The sequence below is a fragment of the Sphingomonas sp. AC411 genome, assembly GCF_979253035.1.
The window spans coordinates 2,171,293-2,190,904 of sequence record NZ_CEEDAQ010000001.1; the positions used below are offsets into that span (position 1 = coordinate 2,171,293).

The 19,612-nt window shown below is 66.3% G+C and carries 22 protein-coding genes, 1 tRNA gene and 3 pseudogenes; 16 read left to right on the plus strand and 10 right to left on the minus strand.

Annotation, left to right across the window (positions count from 1 at the left end; genetic code table 11):
- Window positions 1-228: 228 nt before the first annotated feature.
- Window positions 229-486, minus strand: a complete 258-nt coding sequence (locus AC0IX7_RS11180; RefSeq protein ID WP_471811925.1) for a SemiSWEET family transporter — start codon at window positions 484-486, stop codon at window positions 229-231.
- 275 nt (window positions 487-761) lie between these two features.
- Between AC0IX7_RS11180 and rpsA the strand changes: the two are divergent.
- The 9 genes and pseudogenes from rpsA to AC0IX7_RS11225 all read left to right on the plus strand — a co-directional run bounded on the left by rpsA (window position 762) and on the right by AC0IX7_RS11225 (window position 8,115).
- A pseudogene (gene rpsA / locus AC0IX7_RS11185) lies at window positions 762-2,481 on the plus strand (30S ribosomal protein S1).
- Window positions 2,482-2,640: 159 nt separating this feature from the next.
- Window positions 2,641-2,919 (plus strand): integration host factor subunit beta, encoded by a 279-nt coding sequence (locus AC0IX7_RS11190; protein WP_187502770.1) that lies wholly within the window; start codon window positions 2,641-2,643, stop codon window positions 2,917-2,919.
- Window positions 2,920-3,041: 122 nt separating this feature from the next.
- Window positions 3,042-3,125 (plus strand) — tRNA-Leu (locus tag AC0IX7_RS11195).
- Window positions 3,126-3,157: 32 nt separating this feature from the next.
- On the plus strand, window positions 3,158-4,552 hold the full coding sequence (locus AC0IX7_RS11200; protein WP_471811927.1) for an ABC transporter substrate-binding protein: 1,395 nt from the start codon (window positions 3,158-3,160) through the stop codon (window positions 4,550-4,552).
- Between the two features lie 31 nt (window positions 4,553-4,583).
- Window positions 4,584-5,009, plus strand: coding sequence for a DUF4112 domain-containing protein (locus tag AC0IX7_RS11205; protein ID WP_471811929.1), 426 nt, complete (start codon window positions 4,584-4,586; stop codon window positions 5,007-5,009).
- A 145-nt stretch (window positions 5,010-5,154) separates the two neighbouring features.
- Window positions 5,155-5,880 carry a response regulator gene (locus AC0IX7_RS11210; protein WP_471811930.1) on the plus strand — a complete coding sequence of 242 codons (726 nt, stop codon included), beginning with the start codon at window positions 5,155-5,157 and terminating at the stop codon, window positions 5,878-5,880.
- The gene (locus AC0IX7_RS11215) at window positions 5,877-7,250 is read left to right on the plus strand and encodes a sensor histidine kinase (protein WP_471811932.1); all 1,374 of its coding nucleotides are present in this window, start codon (window positions 5,877-5,879) and stop codon (window positions 7,248-7,250) included. Before AC0IX7_RS11210 ends, AC0IX7_RS11215 begins: the two co-directional genes overlap by 4 nt.
- 89 nt (window positions 7,251-7,339) lie before the next feature.
- The gene (locus AC0IX7_RS11220) at window positions 7,340-7,918 is read left to right on the plus strand and encodes an EF-hand domain-containing protein (protein WP_471811933.1); all 579 of its coding nucleotides are present in this window, start codon (window positions 7,340-7,342) and stop codon (window positions 7,916-7,918) included.
- A complete protein-coding gene (locus AC0IX7_RS11225) occupies window positions 7,915-8,115 on the plus strand; it encodes a hypothetical protein (protein ID WP_471811934.1) in 201 nt (66 codons plus the stop codon). The genes AC0IX7_RS11220 and AC0IX7_RS11225 overlap by 4 nt, the downstream gene beginning before the upstream one ends.
- Before the next feature lie 110 nt (window positions 8,116-8,225).
- Here the strand turns inward: AC0IX7_RS11225 and AC0IX7_RS11230 are convergent, their stop codons facing one another.
- Both AC0IX7_RS11230 and AC0IX7_RS11235 read right to left on the minus strand, forming a co-directional pair.
- The gene (locus AC0IX7_RS11230; protein ID WP_471811936.1) at window positions 8,226-8,552 is read right to left on the minus strand and encodes a hypothetical protein; all 327 of its coding nucleotides are present in this window, start codon (window positions 8,550-8,552) and stop codon (window positions 8,226-8,228) included.
- A gap of 280 nt (window positions 8,553-8,832) precedes the next feature.
- Complete coding sequence (locus tag AC0IX7_RS11235; protein WP_471811937.1) at window positions 8,833-9,018, minus strand: hypothetical protein; 186 nt, start codon at window positions 9,016-9,018, stop codon at window positions 8,833-8,835.
- A gap of 216 nt (window positions 9,019-9,234) precedes the next feature.
- Between AC0IX7_RS11235 and AC0IX7_RS11240 the strand changes: the two genes are divergently transcribed.
- A complete protein-coding gene (locus tag AC0IX7_RS11240) occupies window positions 9,235-10,530 on the plus strand; it encodes a glycoside hydrolase family 130 protein (protein ID WP_471813849.1) in 1,296 nt (431 codons plus the stop codon).
- A gap of 158 nt (window positions 10,531-10,688) precedes the next feature.
- Here AC0IX7_RS11240 and AC0IX7_RS11245 read toward each other — a convergent pair whose 3' ends face one another.
- Window positions 10,689-11,276 carry a cysteine hydrolase family protein gene (locus AC0IX7_RS11245; protein WP_471811938.1) on the minus strand — a complete coding sequence of 196 codons (588 nt, stop codon included), beginning with the start codon at window positions 11,274-11,276 and terminating at the stop codon, window positions 10,689-10,691.
- 82 nt (window positions 11,277-11,358) lie between these two features.
- On the opposite strand from AC0IX7_RS11245, the gene pncB reads away from it, so the two are divergent.
- Complete coding sequence (gene pncB / locus AC0IX7_RS11250; protein WP_471811940.1) at window positions 11,359-12,663, plus strand: nicotinate phosphoribosyltransferase; 1,305 nt, start codon at window positions 11,359-11,361, stop codon at window positions 12,661-12,663.
- Window positions 12,664-12,794: 131 nt separating this feature from the next.
- Here the strand turns inward: pncB and AC0IX7_RS11255 are convergent, their stop codons facing one another.
- Window positions 12,795-13,133 carry a DUF2794 domain-containing protein gene (locus AC0IX7_RS11255; RefSeq protein ID WP_471811942.1) on the minus strand — a complete coding sequence of 113 codons (339 nt, stop codon included), beginning with the start codon at window positions 13,131-13,133 and terminating at the stop codon, window positions 12,795-12,797.
- Between the two features lie 12 nt (window positions 13,134-13,145).
- Window positions 13,146-13,839 (minus strand): annotated as a pseudogene (gene epsC, locus AC0IX7_RS11260) (serine O-acetyltransferase EpsC).
- Between the two features lie 171 nt (window positions 13,840-14,010).
- On the opposite strand from epsC, the pseudogene AC0IX7_RS11265 reads away from it, so the two are divergent.
- Window positions 14,011-14,777: pseudogene (locus AC0IX7_RS11265) on the plus strand (sulfite exporter TauE/SafE family protein).
- 113 nt (window positions 14,778-14,890) lie between these two features.
- Here the strand turns inward: AC0IX7_RS11265 and ahpD are convergent.
- Entirely contained in the window at window positions 14,891-15,409 is a 519-nt protein-coding gene (gene ahpD, locus AC0IX7_RS11270) for an alkylhydroperoxidase, AhpD family (protein WP_471811943.1), read from the minus strand.
- A gap of 128 nt (window positions 15,410-15,537) precedes the next feature.
- Window positions 15,538-16,083, minus strand: a complete 546-nt coding sequence (locus AC0IX7_RS11275) for a peroxiredoxin (protein WP_128454213.1) — start codon at window positions 16,081-16,083, stop codon at window positions 15,538-15,540.
- 147 nt (window positions 16,084-16,230) lie between these two features.
- On the opposite strand from AC0IX7_RS11275, the gene AC0IX7_RS11280 reads away from it, so the two are divergent.
- The 4 genes from AC0IX7_RS11280 to AC0IX7_RS11295 all read left to right on the plus strand — a co-directional run bounded on the left by AC0IX7_RS11280 (window position 16,231) and on the right by AC0IX7_RS11295 (window position 18,795).
- Window positions 16,231-17,133 (plus strand): hydrogen peroxide-inducible genes activator, encoded by a 903-nt coding sequence (locus tag AC0IX7_RS11280; protein WP_471811944.1) that lies wholly within the window; start codon window positions 16,231-16,233, stop codon window positions 17,131-17,133.
- A gap of 294 nt (window positions 17,134-17,427) precedes the next feature.
- Window positions 17,428-17,997 (plus strand): fasciclin domain-containing protein, encoded by a 570-nt coding sequence (locus AC0IX7_RS11285; RefSeq protein WP_471811945.1) that lies wholly within the window; start codon window positions 17,428-17,430, stop codon window positions 17,995-17,997.
- Window positions 17,998-18,134: 137 nt separating this feature from the next.
- Window positions 18,135-18,521 carry a hypothetical protein gene (locus AC0IX7_RS11290; protein ID WP_471811946.1) on the plus strand — a complete coding sequence of 129 codons (387 nt, stop codon included), beginning with the start codon at window positions 18,135-18,137 and terminating at the stop codon, window positions 18,519-18,521.
- Window positions 18,427-18,795, plus strand: coding sequence for a fasciclin domain-containing protein (locus AC0IX7_RS11295; RefSeq protein ID WP_471813851.1), 369 nt, complete (start codon window positions 18,427-18,429; stop codon window positions 18,793-18,795). Before AC0IX7_RS11290 ends, AC0IX7_RS11295 begins: the two co-directional genes overlap by 95 nt.
- 110 nt (window positions 18,796-18,905) lie before the next feature.
- Here the strand turns inward: AC0IX7_RS11295 and AC0IX7_RS11300 are convergent, their stop codons facing one another.
- Together AC0IX7_RS11300 and moaD are read right to left on the minus strand one after the other, a co-directional pair.
- Window positions 18,906-19,355 (minus strand): molybdenum cofactor biosynthesis protein MoaE, encoded by a 450-nt coding sequence (locus tag AC0IX7_RS11300; RefSeq protein ID WP_471811947.1) that lies wholly within the window; start codon window positions 19,353-19,355, stop codon window positions 18,906-18,908.
- The gene (gene moaD, locus AC0IX7_RS11305) at window positions 19,352-19,612 is read right to left on the minus strand and encodes a molybdopterin converting factor subunit 1 (RefSeq protein ID WP_471811948.1); all 261 of its coding nucleotides are present in this window, start codon (window positions 19,610-19,612) and stop codon (window positions 19,352-19,354) included. The genes AC0IX7_RS11300 and moaD overlap by 4 nt, the downstream gene beginning before the upstream one ends.

The window sequence follows — 19,612 nt, forward strand, 5'->3', positions numbered from 1 at the left end:
CTTCGCCGGGGTGGTTGCTCTGTTGGGGGTGACGGAAAGCGCATCCCCTTCTCGCTCCCCTCCCTAGAAGGGAGGGGTTGGGGGTGGGTTGGCCAGCTTGTGCCACCCCAGATCGTCTATGCGGAAGCCGACCCACCCCTGCCCCTCCCTTCCAGGGAGGGGAGATAGGCGCGCGCCTTTTCAGAAGGCGGGGATCAAGTCGCCTAAAGCGCCGCTGTTTGGCGCGTCCTAAAGCGCAGTAACCAGCGCAACCGCCCCGAACACCACCCCCGGAAAATTCGCCACGACGATCGGCCAGTCGCGGTTCTCCTTCAAAAACCCATACCCCACCCACAACGCGCAATTCACCATCGTCGCGAACGGCTGGACCACCGATCCCTTCTGACCCGCAAGGTTCAGCATGATCTGGTCGATGTACGACAGGTACATCACGATCGCCGTCACGGTGGCGACCCAGCCCAGCACGAGAATGCCGCGTTCGTTCAAATCTTCGCTCCTGTTGTGAGCAGCCCCCAACGAAGCCGAGCCGAACTTGCTCCGAGACCCGGTTTCGGCTATACGGAACTGTCCGGCGAGCGATGCTCGTGGAGGAAGGCGCGGAGACCCACGAGTCTCACGTGCCGTTTTCGCATTCAGCGTCTACGTCCTCTGCGCCTCGTGCCGTCCGGATGCTGCGCCGGCGTTCGGTCGTCGCGGCAACGAAGGCCAAGACCAGCGGACCCAACCGCTTGGCCGGAAACAGACTAGGATTACTGAATTCTATGGCAACCCAGGTAATGCCGACCCGCGACGATTTCGCGGCGATGCTGAACGAAACGCTCGGCGACGCCGACAGCTTCGAGGGCCGCGTGGTGCATGGCACCGTGACCGGCATCGAGAACGACATGGCCGTCATCGACGTCGGTTTGAAGTCGGAAGGCCGCGTGCCGCTTCGCGAATTCGCAGCGCCGGGCCAGAAGGCTGACCTCAAGGTCGGCGACGAAGTCGAAGTCTATGTCGACCGCGTCGAGAACGTCCACGGCGAAGCGATGCTCAGCCGCGATCGCGCACGCCGCGAAGCCGCATGGGACAAGCTGGAAACCGAATTCTCCAAGACGACCCGCGTCGAAGGCGTCATCTTCGGCCGCGTGAAGGGTGGCTTCACCGTCGACCTGAACGGCGCTGTCGCGTTCCTGCCCGGCTCGCAGGTCGATATCCGCCCCGTGCGCGATGTCACCCCGCTGATGGACATCCCCCAGCCCTTCCAGATCCTGAAGATGGACCGCAAGCGCGGCAACATCGTCGTGTCGCGTCGCGCCGTTCTCGAAGAGACACGCGCAGAGCAGCGTTCGGGCCTGATCCTCAGCTTGGCCGAGGGCCAGATCATCGACGGCGTCGTCAAGAACATCACCGATTACGGTGCGTTCGTTGATCTCGGCGGCATCGATGGCCTGCTGCACGTCACCGATCTCAGCTACAAGCGCGTCGGTCACCCGAGCGAAGTCCTGAACATCGGCGACACCGTCAAGGTGCAGATCATCCGCATCAACAAGGACACCCAGCGCATCAGCCTCGGCATGAAGCAGCTGGAGAGCGATCCCTGGGATGGCGCGATGGTCAAGTATCCGGTCGGCGCAAAGCTCACCGGCCGCGTCACGAACATCACCGAATATGGTGCGTTCGTCGAGCTGGAAGCGGGCATCGAAGGCCTCGTCCACGTGTCGGAAATGTCCTGGACCAAGAAGAACGTCCATCCGGGCAAGATCGTGTCGACCTCGCAGGAAGTCGACGTCATGGTCCTCGAAGTCGATTCCGAGAAGCGTCGCATCTCGCTCGGCCTCAAGCAGGCTCAGGCCAATCCTTGGGAGGCATTCGCTGCCGCTCATCCGATCGGTTCGACCGTCGAGGGCGAAGTCAAGAACGCGACCGAGTTCGGTCTGTTCATCGGCCTCGACAACGACGTCGACGGCATGGTCCACATGTCCGACATCGCATGGGGTGTTTCGGGCGAGGACGCGCTCAACCTGCATCGCAAGGGTGAGACCGTCGAAGCCGTGGTTCTCGACATCGACGCCGAGAAGGAGCGTATCTCGCTCGGCATGAAGCAGCTCGAGCGTGGCGGGCCATCGGCCGGCGGCATCGCAGCAGCAGGCGACAAGTTGAACAAGAACGCGATCGTCACGGTCACCGTTCTCGAAGTCCGCGACGCGGGCCTCGAAGTGCAGCAGGGCGACGATGGCGCGACCGGCTTCATCAAGCGCACGGATCTGGGTCGCGATCGCGACGAGCAGCGTCCGGAGCGTTTCCAGGTCGGCCAGAAGTTCGACGCGATGGTGACGGGCTTCGATCGTTCGAAGAAGCCGACCTTCTCGATCAAGGCGATGCAGATCTCCGAAGAGAAGCAGGCTGTCGCTCAGTACGGTTCGTCGGACTTCGGGCGCGACCCTCGGCAACATCCTGGGCGAGGCTCTCAAGGCCCGCACGGACGCCGAGAAGAAGTAAGCTCAACGGCTTAGCGAAGATTTGGCCCGGCATGTCGCGACATGCCGGGCTTTTTCTTGTCTGGGCCACTTTGGTTTTTGACTGTCCCTCAATTGGTGCTAATGACTCGCAGATTGACTTGTATCAACTTTCAAGCTCTTAGAATGGGCGGGGGCTCGAATGATCCGATCTGAACTGGTCCTGAAGATCGCCGAGGCGCATCCGGACCTTCAACCGAACGAAGTCGAGCTGATCGTCAGCACGTTCTTCGACGAGATTTCCAAGCGACTGGCCGCCGACGGCCGGGTCGAACTACGCGGTTTCGGCGCTTTCTCGACGCGCGCACGTGATGCCCGAACTGGCCGCAATCCCCGTACCGGCGAAGTCGTCGACGTCGAGGCAAAGCGCGTACCGTATTTCAAGCCCGGCAAGGAAATGCGCGCCCGCCTCAACGTCTGAGCGGGGCGTAGGGGCTTCGGTGTTCGAGGCCCCCGATCACGCCAGACGATCATGGCCAACAGGCGTTAATATGCCCGACATGGGTTGACCCGGCGAGCGACCTCGTCTTGTTGGCGGTGTGTGCGGACGTGGCGAAACCGGTAGACGCAGGAGACTTAAAATCTCCCTCCCTAGGAGTGCGGGTTCGAGTCCCGCCGTCCGCACCATTCGGGCTGTCCTGCTGGCTGGCGGCATCGCGGTGTCCGCCGCCGCGCTTAGCGGGTGCGATCGCCGGCCCGATACCGGGGTGGTCGTTGCCAGCGCGATCGGCGCCCCGCCCTGCGTCGCCGACGCCAGCCGCGTCCTGCTCGATACCCCCTCGCGACTGATGATGGACTCCACCGCGCAGGGGCTCGTGCGGTTCGATGCCGCCGGGCAGATCGAGCCGGGCCTTGCCGAGCGCTGGATCGTGATCGACGGCGGCATGAGCTACATCTTTCGCCTGCGCGAGGGCGACTGGGGCGACGGTACGCCGGTCACCGCGGAACAGGTGGTGGCGATGCTGGAGCGCCAGATCGCGCCGAACTCGCGCAATCCGCTCGCGCCGTTCCTGACCGCGATCGACGAGATCGTCGTTATGACGCCGCAGGTGATCGAGGTCCGGCTGTCCCGCCCCCGCCCCGACCTGCTGAAGCTGTTCGCGCAACCCGAGCTGGCATTGCTCCGCCTGCGCCCCTCGGGCGGGAGCGGTCCGTTTCGCGTCCTGCGCCGTGGCCGTGCGCCATTGTTGCGTCCCGCCTTCGATCCGAACCAGGCCGACCCCGACGACCAGCGCGAGGCCAAGCCCGAGGAGGACGTCCGGCTGATCGGCGAACGTGCGGCGCGCGCGATCGCGCGGTTCGCCAATCGCGATTCCGATCTGGTCAGCGGCGGCAGTTTCGTCGACTGGCCGCTGCTGGCGACGACAGACATCGCCGCGGGCAATGTTCGCGTCGACCCCGCGGTCGGCCTGTTCGGACTCGCGATCGTTCGCCGCGACGGGTTCCTTGCCGACCCTGCCAACCGCGCCGCGGTGGCCGAGGCGATCGATCGCACGGCGCTGACCGCGGCGATCGCACCCGCCTGGGATCCTGCCGACCGGATTCTGCCCGACATCCTCGATTCCGCCGCGCTGCCACAGGTGCCCGCCTGGACGCTGCTGACGCAGGACGAACGCCGCGCCGCAGCCCGGCAGAGGGTCGCGGCCTGGACTGGTGGACCGATCGCATTGCGGATTGCGCTGCCGGCGGGGCCCGGCGCCACCCTCCTCTATGCGCAGGTCGCCGCATCGCTGATCGCGGTCGGGATCACGCCGATCCGCGTCGGCATGCGCGATGCCGCAGACCTGAAGCTGGTCGATGCGGTCGCGCCCTATGACAGTGCGCGCTGGTATCTGGCGACCGCATGCGTGGTGTGCGGCGACGTGGCGCAGGCCGCGCTCGAAGCGGCGCGCGAGGCACCCACGCTGGTCGAGCGCGCGGCGCGGATCGCGGCGGCGGATGCGGCGCTGAACGAGGACGTCGCCTTCATCCCCTCGCCCGGCCGCTGCGCTGGTCGCTGGTGTCGCCGCGGCTGCGGCAATGGCAGGCGAACCCGCGCGCGTGGCACCTGCTGAACCGGCTGCGCGCCGATACCAACTAATGGCCATGAACCCACGCGTCACCCGCATCGCCTCCGGCTCGATCCTGGAAACCCTGCCGATGGGCAAGGACGCGCTGTCCGTCCGCCGCCGCGTCGAGGCGATGGAGCGCGTGATGGAGGGGCTGTTCGTCATCCCCGGTACCAATCGCAAGGTCGGCATGGACGTCGTGCTCGACCTCATCCCGTTCGCCGGCAGCACGATCGCTGCCGCGGTCGGCGGCTGGATGGTCTGGGAAGCGCGCAACATCGGCATGTCGAAGCTTCAGATGGCGCGGATGTTCGGCAATGTCGGCGTCGACTGGGCGCTGGGCATGATCCCGTTCGTCGGCGCGGTGCCCGATTTCTTCTTCCGCTCGAACACGCGGAACCTGCGGATCATCAAGCGCCACCTCGACAAGCATCACCCGTCGACGACCACGCTCGACGGGTAATCCGGCGACGCGGTCCCGCACCTCGTGAAGGTGCGCGCCGAGCCAAGCCATGGCTTTTCACGCTCGCCCAGGACGCATAGCATCCCTGCCTACGGGCACCGGGCGCAGAAACATACCGAACACATGCCCGGATTAGGATCGCGCCATGTATCCCAATTCCGTTCTTCCCGATGCGGCCAAACCCGTGTTGCTGGTGGTCGACGACGACCAGATGATCCGCACCCTGCTCGCCGAGAGCCTCGGCATGCACGGCTATCAGGTCGAAACCGCCACGAATGCGCGTGACATGGATGCCGTTCTGGCGCGGCGCAGCGTATCGCTGATCCTGCTCGACGTCATGATGCCCGGCGAAGACGGCCTGTCCGTCTGCCGTCGGTTGGCGGGCGTCGGCGCGCCGCCGGTCGTGCTGCTGAGCGCGCTGGGCGACGAACCCGATCGGATCCTGGGGCTGGAGATCGGGGCGAGCCATTACCTGTCCAAGCCGTGCAGCCCCCGCGAAATCCTCGCGACCGTCCGCGCCGCGTTGCGCGCACGCGAGATCCAGGATGCGGGCGAGAGCCGATCGTTCGGCTTTCTCGGCTGGCGGGTCGACTTCGCCGCGCACGAACTGTTCGATCCCGAGGGCACGCTGATCGACCTGACCGATGGCGAGTTCGCGGTACTGCGTGCGTTCGTCGAGCGGCCGCGCCGCGTGCTGGCGCGCGATGCGCTACTGGAGGCGGCGCGCGGCCCCGATACCGAAGCGTTCGATCGCGCGATCGACGTCCAGGTCAGCCGGTTGCGGCGCAAGCTACGGTCGCGCGGCGACGAGATCATCCGGACGATCCGCAACGAAGGCTATTTCTTCGTGCCCCGCGTCGCGCGCCAGTGACGACACTGCTGACGCCGCCCGGAACTCCTCCGGTGAAGAACAGCATGCAGCGTCCTTGGCCGCTGTTCCTGCGCATCTTCGCGCTGATGCTCGGCACGGTCATGCTGGTCCAGGTTCTGAACTTCGCGGTCGTGCTGCTGATCCCGCCGCCGATGCCGGTGATCTTCACCACCAACCGCGTCGCCGCGGTCGCGCGAACCGGGCATGATCCGGGTGGATTGCTCAAGGCGGAGCTGTCGTCCGGGCCACCCCGGCCGAGTGACAATCCGCGCGACAGCCGAGCTGGCCGCCTCGATCGCGACCGATCTCGGGCTGGCCCGCAACAAGGTGACGGTGGATACCGAACGCTCGGCGATGCCGATGTTCGCCGGTGCGCTTCGTCCACCGCTGCCGATGAGCATGGGTCGCCGACAACCCCGCCCCCGTCGTTCGACAACGCGCTGTTCGGCCCGTTCGTCGTCTCGATCGAGGCGCCGAACGGGCGGTGGCTGGTGATACGCCCGGCGCGCAGCACGATCGGGCCGTGGCGGATGCGGATCATCCTGTGGTTCCTCGTCGCGATGGCGGTCGCCGCGCCGATCGCCTGGGCCTTGGCACGACGCGTCGCCAAGCCGATCGGCCTGTTCGCTGCGGCTGCGGAACGGCTCGGTCGCGATCCGCGCACCGACCCGCTGCGCGTGTCGGGCCCACCGGAGATCGCCGAGGCCGCGAGCGCCTTCAACCTCATGCAGGAGCGGCTGAACCGATATGTCGAGGACCGGACGACGCTGATCGCGGCCGTCGCGCACGATTTGCGGACCCCGTTGATGCGGCTGTCGCTGCGGCTGGAAAAGGCGCCCGACGACATTCGCGCCTCGAGCGAAGGCGATATCCAGGAGATGAGCCAGCGGATCGGCTCCGCCATGGCGTTCGTCCGGGACATGACCCGCCACGTCCGCCGGCAGCGGCTCGACCTGCGATCGCTCGCCGAGAGCGTCACCGACGATTTTGCCGATCGTGGCGAATCCGTCGTCCTGCGCCCGGGCGCGGCGCTGACGATGGAGGGCGATGCGCCATCGTTGAAGGCGGTGCTCGCCAACCTGGTCGGCAACGCGGTCAAATATACCGGCCATGCCGATGTGCAGCTTCGTCGCGAGCGCGGCCTTGCGATCATCGAAGTGTCGGACACCGGCCCCGGCATGACGCCGCAGGACCTGGCGCGCGCGTTCGAGCCCTTCTTCCGCGCCGAACAATCGCGCAACCGCGATACCGGCGGCAGCGGGCTTGGCCTCGCCAGCGTCCGCGCGGTGGCCCGCGGGCATGGCGGCGACGCGACCATCGCCAACCGGCCCGGCGGCGGACTCGTCGCGGTGGTGACGCTCCCAGTCTGAGCGGGCAGTCTGAGCGAGCTGCCTGAGCCGGACACGTCGCGGCAATGATCGGCGTGTCTGACGCACGATCCGGCAGCAGGGAGTTTTGCATGCGTATCGTCCTAATGATCGGCGTCGCCGCTATGTTGGCGGGATGCGCCACGCAGGGTTCGCGGCATGGCGGATCGGGCGGCGCGTCCGGTCATGGTCCGCATCATGGTCCAGAGCGTGGTAGGGGCCAGCTTTTCATCAGTCCGATGGGCGAGCCGTTCCGCGCATCGGCGCGCGCGGGGGCGGCACAGGATCTTTGGTTTACCGGCGCGGATGCCGATGGCGACGGACGGATCACGCTGGCCGAATTTCAGCACGACGCCACACGGTTCTTCGCGGTGCTCGATCGCAGCAAGGACGGCGAGATCGATCCCGAGGACATCGCTTTCTATGAAAACGTCCTGGTCCCCGAGATCCGCGTCGCGTCGGGCGGACGCGGCCCCGGCCCGAAGGCGGCCGGCAGCGCGGTGGACGCGGCGGCGGACGCGGCCCCGGCGGCGGCGGTCCCGGCGGTGGTGGAGCTGGCGGCCAGGGTATGCAGTTCGGCAGCGGCGACGGCGACGGCAAGAAGAGCGCTGTCGTCCAAGAGCGTCTCGGCGCGGCCCGCTTCGGATTTTTCGACCTGCCGGAGCCGGTGATCGCGGCGGACGTCAATCTCAACCGGGGAATCGATCTAGGCGAGTTCGCCAAGGCGGCGACGACGCGGTTCGCGGCGCTCGATCGCAACCGAGACGGTGCGCTGACCCGCGGCGAACTGCCACGCGCCGGTGGCGAGACGTGGCGGAACGGCTCGGACCTGCCGGTCGTCCCGCCACCTGAACCGCGCGAGCCCTGACGTAGCCCCGGTTGCCGATGACCACGGTCGCCGACACTTGCCCTCGTCGCTCCGGTATTGACCGGAACGACTTGGGCGAGCGCCGCGATGGTGCGGTCACGCTCGCCGGATCAAGGTCGCGGTGGTCGCGGCCCCATCCCGCCCATTCCCATCGGCCCCGCGCCCATCGGACCCGGAACCATCGGACCCGGCCCCATCGGACCCGGCCCCATCGGACCGAACCCCGGCCCCCTGCCGTGCCGCACCCGTATCAGCGCCTCGAACGCGCGACGCTGGGTCGGATCGAGCGAATCGTAGAACGTGCGTGCGGCAGCGATGCGCTTCGTATCCTCGGCCGAGCGCCGTGCCGCATCCTGCGTCATCCGGTCGAGCTGCTGGGCGAATCCATCGGTTGGCGGCATCGTCTTCGGCCCGTCCTGCCCCGGCGCACCGTGCATCGGCTCACGCCATGGCGGCGGGGCGGCATCATCGAAGCCAGGAATGCCATCAGGGCCGGGCGTTGATCCGCCCGCAGGTTCAGCAGCAGGGCGGTATCGTCTGCCTCACGCGCCTGCATCTGGGCGATCATCGCCGGCGTCGGACCGGGGCCTCGACCGCCGCCATGGTCCTGCGCACACGCCGGCATCGATACCGCCAGCACCGCGGCGCCCATCAACGGCCCCGCCCATCTCGTCGTCTTCATGATGATAGTCCCCTCGTGTTGATGCGGTCGCCGGCTCAGCCGAGCAATCCGGAAACGATCCATCGGCGACTGACCGCAGACTTGACGATCGTCGCGCCGCACCGCCGGCAGGCCGAGCGCTGGATCGGCTCGTCCTTGATGTCGCGGTGCCGCGATCGCGGCGTGTGACGGCCGAGCGCGCAGGCGTCCGATGGTCGCGTTCGCGCACCTGATGTCTGCATCTCCAACGCCTGCCCCCGTCCGCCTCGATCGCCGAAAGATCGAACCCGCGATCTGGCCGTCAAACTTGTCCACCGTATTTCAACCAAATTGCCGCTGCCGCCGACACCGCCCGCGTGACGCCGTTTTCATGTAGCCATGCCGGCGGTTTCGGCGTTCATGGCGGACCCGAGCGCGGTGTCGTCGCCCCGTGTCTCGCCGCCACAGTGGAGCCGATCATGGCCGAAGCCGATCTCGTCACCTTCTCCAACATCCAGCTGCGCCCCGATCCGTCGCGGACCGTGATCCGCCCCTTCAACATCGAATATCCCGGGCCGTTCAAGATCGCCGGCCATCCCCGTGCCGAGCGCGTGATCGACCGCGTGCTGTCGCTGACGCACGACGAACTTCACGCCGAACGCGAGCGCGTCACCGCATCGCTGGACGAGCGCCACCGCGACGTCGACGACCTGCTGCTCCACCGTTTCGGCGAGGTCATGGCGGTGGTGCACGACACCCGCACGATCACGCGCGACCAACAGGTTCTGATCGGCGCGTATCTGAGCGGGGAATATTCGTTCGAGGCCGCCGCGCTGTTCAACCCGAGCATGGTGCTGCATCCCGACCAGACCGGCGCGCCCGACGACGGTCTCCGCTTCATCCTGTCGCTGCGCGGGATCGGCGAGGGTCACGTGTCGTCGGTCACGTTCCGCACCGGCCGCTGGTCGCCGCAGGATGGCTTTTCGGTCGATCCCGCCAGCCAGACCGCCGTGGCGCCGCGGATCGAGCCGTCGGACCAGGGCGCGACCGATGGCGGCCCGACCCGCCTGCAATGCGGCAATAGTCGCGAACTGTCGGAAACCGTGATCTTCCCGATCCTGCCGAGTCAGCGCCAGGGGATCGAGGATCTGCGGCTCGTCCGGTTCGAGGATGCCGGCGAGGTCCAGTATCTCGGCACCTATACCGCGTTCAGCGGGTCCGAAACGCGCTGCGAACTGCTGCGGGGCGAGGACTTCAAGACGTTCGAGATGCAGCCGATGCGCGGCGCGGTCGCGGCCACCAAGGGGATGGCGCTGTTCCCGCGCAAGATCGACGGGCGCTTCGCGATGCTCGGGCGGCAGGACAACGAGAACATCTGGTTCCTCAGCTCTGACGATCTGCTGACCTGGGAGGGCGGCACCAAGATCGTAGAGCCGAAATGGCCGTGGGAGTTCATCCAGATGGGCAATTGCGGTTCACCGATCGAGATCGACGAAGGCTGGCTGGTGCTGACCCACGGCGTCGGCAGCGTCCGCAATTACTGCGTCGGTGCATGCCTGCTCGATCGGGACGATCCGACCAAGCTGCTCGCGCGGATGATGGAGCCGCTGATCGTGCCGAGCCCGAAGGAACGCGACGGATATGTGCCGAACGTCGTCTACAGCTGTGGCGGGATCGTCCATGACCGCACGCTGTTGCTGCCGTTCGGGGTGGCGGACAATTTCGCGTCGTTCGCGACGGTCGATGTCGGGCGGTTGATTGCTGCGATGGCGTGATAGCCAGGCCCCACCGATCCTCCCCCGCCAGGGGAGGTGGCTAGCACTTGCCTGACGGAGGGGAGGAGACGCAACGGAGGTTTGCCTCACCTCCCCTCCGTCAGGCTAGCTGCCACCTCCCCTGGCGGGGAGGATCGTTCGGCCGGCGAAAGGGCGGGTCAAACGACGAGTGCCGCACCGGCGAAATCCTCCGCCGCGACCGCCTCGATCTGGCGTTCGATACCGCGCGTGAGCCCGGTCGGGACCGTCACCGCAAAGCTGCGCGCGATCAGGCCCTCGACGGCCCAGCGAACGCAGTAATCCGCTGCGACGCCGATCACCGTTACGTCCGTGACGCCACTCGCCGTCAACCCCGCGAAGAACGCTTCCCGTGGTGTCGTCGGCCGTCCCGCATCGCGCGCGTCCTCGATCGCCAGCCCCGGCTCGGCCCACATATCGAACACGCCCTTCTCGATCCGCCACGCCGGGATCGCCGCATCGATCAGCGCCACGTCGAGCATGTTGCCCCACCCTTGGGTGCCCCGAACACAGTGGATCGGAAACATCGCCGCCTCGGGCGATGCGGCGTAGGTCTCGACGAAATGCGTGTCGAAGGTGAAGAGCACGCCCGCGGTCTCCTCGGGCTTCAGCGCCGCCAGCCACGCCTGCATCGGCGCCACCAACGCCGCCGCTCCGCCCACGCTCAGCGCGCCGTCGGCCGCCATGAAATCCCACTGTGTATCCACCACGACCACGAACCGCGCCATCGCCCGTCTCCTTTGCCCGCTGCTTGACACACTCGCGTCTTCTCGGACACCCGCAGCACTCGCAACGCAGGAGCCCGCGCGCATGGCCGTGACCGATATCGCCACCCGGACGTATAATCACAATTTCCGGCTCGATCCGATCGTGCGCAGCCTGCTCGATACCGATTTCTACAAGCTGCTGATGTTGCAGATGATCCGCCACGCGTATCCGGACGTCAGCGCCACCTTCGCGTTGATCAACCGGACGAAGACGGTGCGCCTTGCCGAGATCGTCGACGAAACCGAGTTGCGCGCCCAGCTCGATCACGCCCGGACGCTCAGGTTCGCGAAGAAGGAGCTGATCTGGCTCGCGGGCAACAGCTTCTACGGCAAGCAGAAGATGTTCGGTCCCGAGTTTCTCGCCTGGCTCGCGGAGTTCCAGCTGCCGGCCTACGATCTGCGGCAAGTCGACGGCCAGTACGAGCTGCATTTCGACGGGCCGTGGAGCCACACCACGATGTGGGAAATTCCCGCGCTGACGATCATCAACGAACTCAAATCGCGCGCGGCCCTGCGCGACCGCGGCCGGTTCGCGCTCGACATCGTCTACGCGCGCGCCAAGGCGAAGCTGTGGGAAAAGGTCGAGCGGCTGCGCGAATTGCCCGACCTGGTGCTCTCGGACTTCGGCACGCGGCGGCGGCATGGGTTCCTGTGGCAACGCTGGTGCGTCGAGGCGCTGAAGGAAGGGCTCGGCGACCGGTTCATCGGTACCTCGAACGTGCTGTTGGCGATGGATGCCGACCTCGAGGCGATCGGCACGAACGCGCACGAACTGCCGATGGTGACCGCCGCGCTAACCAAGAGCGATGCCGAGCTGGCCGAGGCGCCGTACCGCGTGCTCGAGCATTGGCGGCAGCATTATAACGGCAACCTCCTGATCGCGCTGCCCGACGCGTTCGGGACGACCGCGTTCCTGCGCAACGCGCCGCACTGGCTGGCGGAGTGGACCGGCTTCCGTCCCGACAGCGCGCCGCCGATCGCAGGCGGCGAGCAGATCATCCGCTGGTGGGAGGAACAGGGCGTCGATCCGAAGACCAAGCTGCTGATCTTCTCCGACGGGATGGATATTGACACGATCGAGCAGACCTATCGGCATTTCCACGGACGCGTGCGGATGAGTTTCGGCTGGGGGACCAACCTGACCAACGACTTTCGCGGTTGCGATCCGGACGGCGCGGCCGCGCTGGAGCCGATCTCGCTGGTCTGCAAGGTGATCGCCGCGAACGGGCGACCTGCGGTGAAGCTTTCGGACAATCCGGCCAAGGCGACCGGTGAACCGGCGGAGATCGCGCGGTATCTCCGCGTGTTCGGCGAAGCGGACCGGGCGAGCGCGCCGGTGCTGGTGTGATGGCTCGTTAAGCTCCCCTCCCTGGAAGGGAGGGGTCGGGGTGGGTCGGTTTCCGTATCACGCAAGGTTGCGGCACGAGCCGCCCTACCCACTTCAGCCCCTCCCTTTCAGGGAGGGAGCAGAATCACTCGTTAGTCCTCGACCAACTTCATCAAGCGCCGCTCGACCGGCGCCAGCACCGGGCCCAGTTCGTGCCCGCGCTTCACCACCACGCCAGCTTCGCCAATCAGCGCCCACATGCCCTGCTTGTTGCGCAGCGCCGGGCGTTTCTCGATCCTGAACTCCGGACGTTCCGCGGCGCGGCGGAAGGCGGCGAACACCGCAGCGTCCTTGCCGAGGTCGATCGCATAGTCGCGCCAATGCCCGGCCGCGACCATCCGGCCGTAGAGATCGAGAATCCGATTGAGTTCGAGGCGTTCGAAGCCGACCTGCGTCGCCTTGGACGGTGTCGGAAACGGCACGACGCCCATCAGTTAGCCACTTCATGCGCGGTCGCGCCGGTCCTCTGGATGATCTTCGGCGAGCAACGCGTCGAGACGCTTGCGCATCGTCTCCAACTCGCAGCGCATGAGCTCCATCTTCTGTGTCGCGGGATCGAATGCCTCGCTGCACGGCGTACCGTAAGGCACGAACCGCGGCAGTTCGGGTGCGTTGCCGCCCTCGATCGTAGTCGCGCGCGCGGGAATACCGACCACCGTCGTGCCCGCGGGTACGTCGCGCGTGACGACCGCGTTGGCGCCGACCCGCGAGCGCTTGCCGAGCGTGATCGGGCCGAGCACCTGCGCGCCCGAACCGATGATCGCGCCATCGGAGATGGTCGGGTGGCGCTTGCCCTGGACGCCGTTGTCGGGACTGGTGCCGCCCAAGGTGACACACTGGTAGATCGTGACGTCGTCGCCGATCTCGGCGGTCTCGCCGATCACCACGAAGCCGTGGTCGATGAAGAAGTTACGGCCGATCGTCGCGCCCGGATGGATGTCAATCGCGGTTGTGAAGCGCGACCAATGGTTCACGCAGCGCGCGAGAAAATACAGCTTCGCCTTGTACAGGCGGTGCGCGATGCGGTGATAGCCGAGCGCCCAGACGCCAGGATACAGCATGATCTCGGCGCGCGAATGGGGGGCCGGGTCGCGGGCGCGGATCGAGATCCAGATAGGCCAGTAATCCGCTCGACATGCGCAGTCCCCTTCGCGATGTCCGTATCTAGGGTATCGAACGGCCGATTTCCAGAACCGGGCCCGCGAGCAGTGTCAGCCCCCATCAGCCCATCGGGATCGGGGTAAAGCCTATCTTTGTTGTAGGATAAGCCCGCGCGTTGCAGTTTGGGGCGATATTGAGGGGATGCCGATGTTCGACCTGACGACCTTGAGCTTCGAGACACTCCTGCCCTTCATCCTCGTCGGATTCGCCGCGCAGATCGTCGACGGTGCGCTGGGGATGGCGTTCGGGGTGATCTCGAACACGCTGCTGTTGTGGGTCGGCGTACCGCCCGCCGCGGCGTCGGCGGGCGTTCATACGGTCGAGACGTTCACGACCGCGGTGTCGGGGATCAGCCATGTGCTCCACAAGAACGTTAACTGGACGCTGTTCCTGCGGCTGATGATCCCCGGCGTGATCGGCGGCGTGCTGGGCGCGTACGTGCTGTCGAACATCGACGCGAGCACCGCCAAGCCGTTCATCCTCGCGTACCTGACATCGATCGGCGTGTACCTGCTGTACCGCGGGCTTCGCTATCCGCCGAAGCAGAAGGAGCCGAAGATCGTCGAGCCGCTCGGGCTGGTCGGGGGTTTCTCGATGCGGCGGGCGGTGGCGGCTGGGGGCCGGTGGTGACGTCGAACCTGCTGGTGCAGGGCGCGGCGCCACGGACCACGATCGGGACGGTGAATACCGCGGAGTTCTTCCTGACCGCGACGATTTCCGCGACGTTCATCACGCAGCTCGGCTGGGCGGCGTTTACGCAGGCCACGGTCGGGTTGCTGATCGGTGGCGTGCTGGCGGCACCATTCGGGGCGCTGCTGGCGAAGCGCGTGCCGGCGAAGACGTTGATGGTGCTGGTCGGGGTGATCCTGACGATCACGAGTTTGTTCGGCCTGTACCGCGCGATCTGGCACTGACGGAACTCCCCTCCCGCTTGCGGGAGGGGTCGGGGAGGGCGCGCCAACTACGACCCCGTGCTTGAGGCCAGCCCCTCCCTAACCCCTCCCACAAGTGGGAGGGGAACAGAAAGTCACAGCGTGGCGTGCACCGTCGCGACCGCCGACATCACCGCGCCGATCCGCACCGACGTCTGGATCGCCTCGGCCGTAACGCCGGCCTTCTTCAAAATCTGCTCGTGGCTGTCGATGCACATGCCGCAGCCGTTCATCGCCGACACGGCCAGGCTGAACAGCTCGAAATCGACCTTGTCGATGCCGGGCTGGCCGATCACGTTCATGCGCAGCTTGGCCGGCATGTTGCGGTATTCCTGGTTCCCGGCGAGGTGCGTGAAACGGTAGTAGACGTTGTTCATCGCCATCACCGCAGCCGCCGCACGCGCCGCGTTGGCGGCCTCGGGCGAGAGCTTCGGTGCGCATTCGGCTTCGGCGGCCTCGACCAGCGGCTTGTAGCCCGAGCCGTGCGCGCAGGTCAGCAACAGGCCGTATTTGCGCTGGTCGCTGAGGTGGGTCTCGTTGAGGAGCGAACCGACGTTGAGGCGGATGTCCTTGGCGTAGTCGGGCAGTTGCCCTGCGAATTCCTTGAGCGACATGATCTTACTTCCTTCTGCTCCCCTTCCGCCTGCGGGAGGGGTCGGGGAGGGACTGGAGACAAAAGAGAGGGCGGTCCATGTGGACACGCCCTCCCCAACCCCTCCCGTGAACGGGAGGGAGTTTTTACTTACGCAGCCAGCTGAAGGACGTCGTCGCCCTTGTTCCAGTTGCACGGGCACAGCTCGTCGGTCTGCAGCGCGTCGAGCACGCGGAGCGTCTCGGCGGGGTTGCGGCCGACGTTCAGGCCGTTGACCTGGACCGCCTGGATGACGTTATCCGGATCGATGATGAACGTCGCACGGAACGCGACATGCTCGTTCTTGTCGACGATGCCGAGCGCGTCGGCGAGCTTCGCGCCGTTATCCGCCAGCCACGGGAAGTCGGCTGCGGCAAGATCCGCGTCCGACTTGCGCCAGGCGAGGTGGACGTGCGCGGTGTCGGTCGACGCGCCGATCAGCACGGCGTCGCGGTCCTCGAAATCGCTGCGGATGTCGCTGTAGCCGACGATCTCGGTCGGGCAGACGAAGGTGAAATCCTTCGGCCAGTAGAACAGCACCTTCCACTTGCCCGGATACGCCGTCGTCAGATCGAGCGTCTCGCCGGCGGGCAGTGCGGCAACGCCCTGCTGGACGGGAATGGTCATCGATGGGAACTGATCGCCGATGGTCAACATGATGGAAGCCTCCTGAAAAATCTTTGGCTCCAGGCATCCTCACAGGCGGCGGGTATCCCGCTCGTTCGTTGTGCAATGCGGTATATGGGCACTGGTGTTATCGATCCAACGGTCTATTTATCATCCGATGATCGATTGAGGCGATTAATGGCAGTCACTTACCTACCCACGTTGAAACAGTTGCAATATCTGGTCGCGCTGAAGGACCATGGTCATTTCGGGCGCGCGGCGGAGGCGTGCTTCGTGACGCAGTCGACGCTGTCCGCGGGCCTGCGCGAGCTGGAGACGCTGATCGGCGTGGTGCTGGTCGAGCGTACGCGGCGAGTCGTGCGGTTCACGCCGCTGGGCGATCTGATTGCCGACAAGGCACGGCGCGTGCTGCGCGAGGCCGAGGAACTGGGCGATATGGCGCGCGCCGCCGGCCAGCCGCTGTCGGGCGACATGCGGATGAGCGTGATCCCGACGATCGCGCCGTTCATGCTGCCGAGAATCCTGCCGCGTTTGCGAAAGGATTATCCCGACCTGAAGCTGTTCCTTCGCGAGGAGCCGAGTGGTCCCGCGTGCGAGGGCCTGCACAATGGCCGGACCGATTGCGTGCTGCTCGCCCTCCCTTATGCCTGCGGGGAAGTGACGTCCGAAACGTTGTTCGAGGATCGGCTGTTCGTCGCCTATCCGTCGGGCGAAGTGCCGTCGGCGCTGCCCGCGATCCCCGCGTCGGCGATCGACGAGACACGGCTGTTGCTGCTCGAGGACGGGCATTGCCTGAAAGACCATGCGCTCGGCGCGTGCAACCGGCCGGAACTGCGTGCGGAGGCGACGATGCTGGGGACGTCGCTGCACACGATCGTGCAGATGGTCGACAACGGGCTCGGCATCACGATGCTGCCCGAGATGGCGCTGAAGGCGGGCATCCTCGACAACACCAACATTACCGCACGGCCGCTCGACGAGATCAACGCGGTGCGGCGGATCGCGCTGGTCTGGCGTCGCGCGAGCCCGCGGGAGAAGGACTTCCGGCTGATGGCGAAGGCGCTAGCCGACGTTCAATAGCCCCGCTTCTGCTCCCCGCCCTGGAAGGGGGGTCGGGGTGGGTCGGTTTCCGTATCAGGCAACGTCAGCGACATAAGCAGGCCTACCCATCCTCACCCCTCCCTTTCAGGGATGGGGGACCGTTGCGTTTCAGGCTCGCCCGTTCAGTTCCTGGACATCCGCCCACCCCGAGATTGGCACGGGTGCGCAACCAACTCGGCGTTCGATCGTATCTTTCGAACTTCCCGCTGGAGACCCGATGATGTCGAAGACGCTTCCGCTACTGCTAATGACGAGTGCGCTGGCGCTCGCTGCGTGCAGTGGCAAATCGAAGGACGACGTGGCCAGTCCGTCGACCAATCCCGCGCTGGCGGTGCCGAACGGCCCCCTGCGGTCGCCAATCCCACCGTCGGCGGCGTGCCGATGATGGCCACCCGGACGATCGTCGACAACGCGTCCGCCGCGCCCAACCTGTCGACGCTGGTCGCCGCGGTGAAGGCCGCCGATCTGGTCGGCACGCTGTCGGGGCCGGGGCCGTTCACGGTGTTCGCGCCGACCAACGACGCGTTCGGGCGGCTCGCACCGGGGATGGTCGACACGCTGTTGAAGCCCGAGAACAAGGCCTCCCTCACCAAGGTCCTGACCTATCATGTCGTGCCGGGCGCGATCACCGCCGACGACCTGCGCCAGCGCATCGCGGCCGGCGGCGGCACGGCGACGTTGACCACGGTCGAGGGCGATCCGATCACTGCGACGCTGGTCGGCGCGGTGATCACGCTGACCGACGTCAACGGCAACAAGAGTTATGTCGAGACCGCAGACGTGCGCCAGTCGAATGGCGTCGTGCATGTCGTCAACGGCGTAATCGTGCCGAAATTGAGCTGATCGGCACGACTGTCGGGCTCGGTTCGTCGCATCGATGGCGCGGCTGGTCCGCCAAAACATTGAAGACGGGCCGATCTCATACCTAACTTTTTCGTTCGAGTTTCTAATCGTCCCATCAATTATATTTGGAGTCGCACATGACTGTTAAGACGAACCTTCTGATTGCCGCCGCATCGAGCATGATCTTCGCCGCCGGTGCGACCGCACAGACCGCACCGGTCGAAACGACCGCGACGCAGACGACGACCCCTGCGGCACCAGCGCAGTCGGCCCCAGCCACCACCGCCACGCCGCAGGCAGCACCCGCGACTGCGGCTCCGGCCGCACCGACTGCCGCGCCGACGACGACGATCGCCGCCGCGCTGCCGACGCTGCCGAACCGCGCGACGCTGACTCAAGCTGGTCACTGCGGCCAAGCTGCAGTCGACGCTGGCAGGCCCCGGCCCGTTCACCGTATTCGCGCCGAGCGACGAAGCGTTCACCCGCCTGCCGGCCGGCGCACTCGACACGCTGCTGAAGCCTGAATCGGCGCCGACGCTTGCGACGATCATCAAGTATCACGTCGTTGCCGGCGCGGTGACTTCGGACCAGCTCAAGGCGCAGATCACCGCCGGCGGTGGCAAGGCGACGCTGACCACGCTCGCGGGCCAGCCGCTGATCGCCTCGCTGGGCCCGAACGGCAACATCGAGCTGACCGACACTGCCGGGATCAAGTCGTACGTCGATACGGCCGACATCAAGGAAACGAACGGTGTCGTCCACCTGACCAACGGCATGAGCGTTCCGAAGCTCGGCTAATGTGATTGCGGGCCGCGAACTCCTCAGCGAGCGCGGCCCGCTTCTTGTTTCCCCGCGAAGGCTGGGGTCCAGTTCTGAGCTCCCGCCTTCGCGGGAGAACAAACTCTGAATTAGCTCGTCGACTTGTCCCACCGAGCGGCAGCGGCATGGTCGCCATCGCGCGCTTCGACCCAGCTAGCTTCGACCCCGCGCGTTTCGCGTTTCCAGAACGGCGCATCGGTCTTCAGCCGATCAATCAAATACGCACAGGCCTCCAGCGCCGCGCCACGATGCGCCGCCGTTGCTGCAACGAACACGATCCGCTCGCCCGGCTGCATCGGCCCGACCCGGTGGACGATGATCGCCGCGCTCAGCCCCCAGCGTTCGATCGCGCCCTCGGCGACCTTCAGCAACGCCGCTTCGGTTGCGCCGGGATAATGTTCGAGTTCTAGCGTACCTACGCCATCGTCAGCGCGCACCAGCCCGGTAAAGGTCGCCACCGCCCCGGCCCCGGCCGCTTCGGCGCGCGTCATCTCCGCCGCGATATCGATCGTCGACTGCTGGACCGAGATATGGATCATCCGCCGGTCACCGGTGGGAAGATCGCGATCTCCTGCGCCCGACCGATCGGCGTATCCAGCGGCACGAACTCCTGATCGACCGCCGCGCGCAACCGCGAGCGATTCTCGAACGCTTCGGCGTGGCCGGCACTGGTTTCCGCCAGCCAGTCGACCAAGTCGGCGACCGTCGCGATGCTCGCGGGCGGCTCGACCATCTCCTCGCCCGTGCCGATACGCTCGCGCACCCAGGCGAAATACACCATCCGTATCTTCGCCAT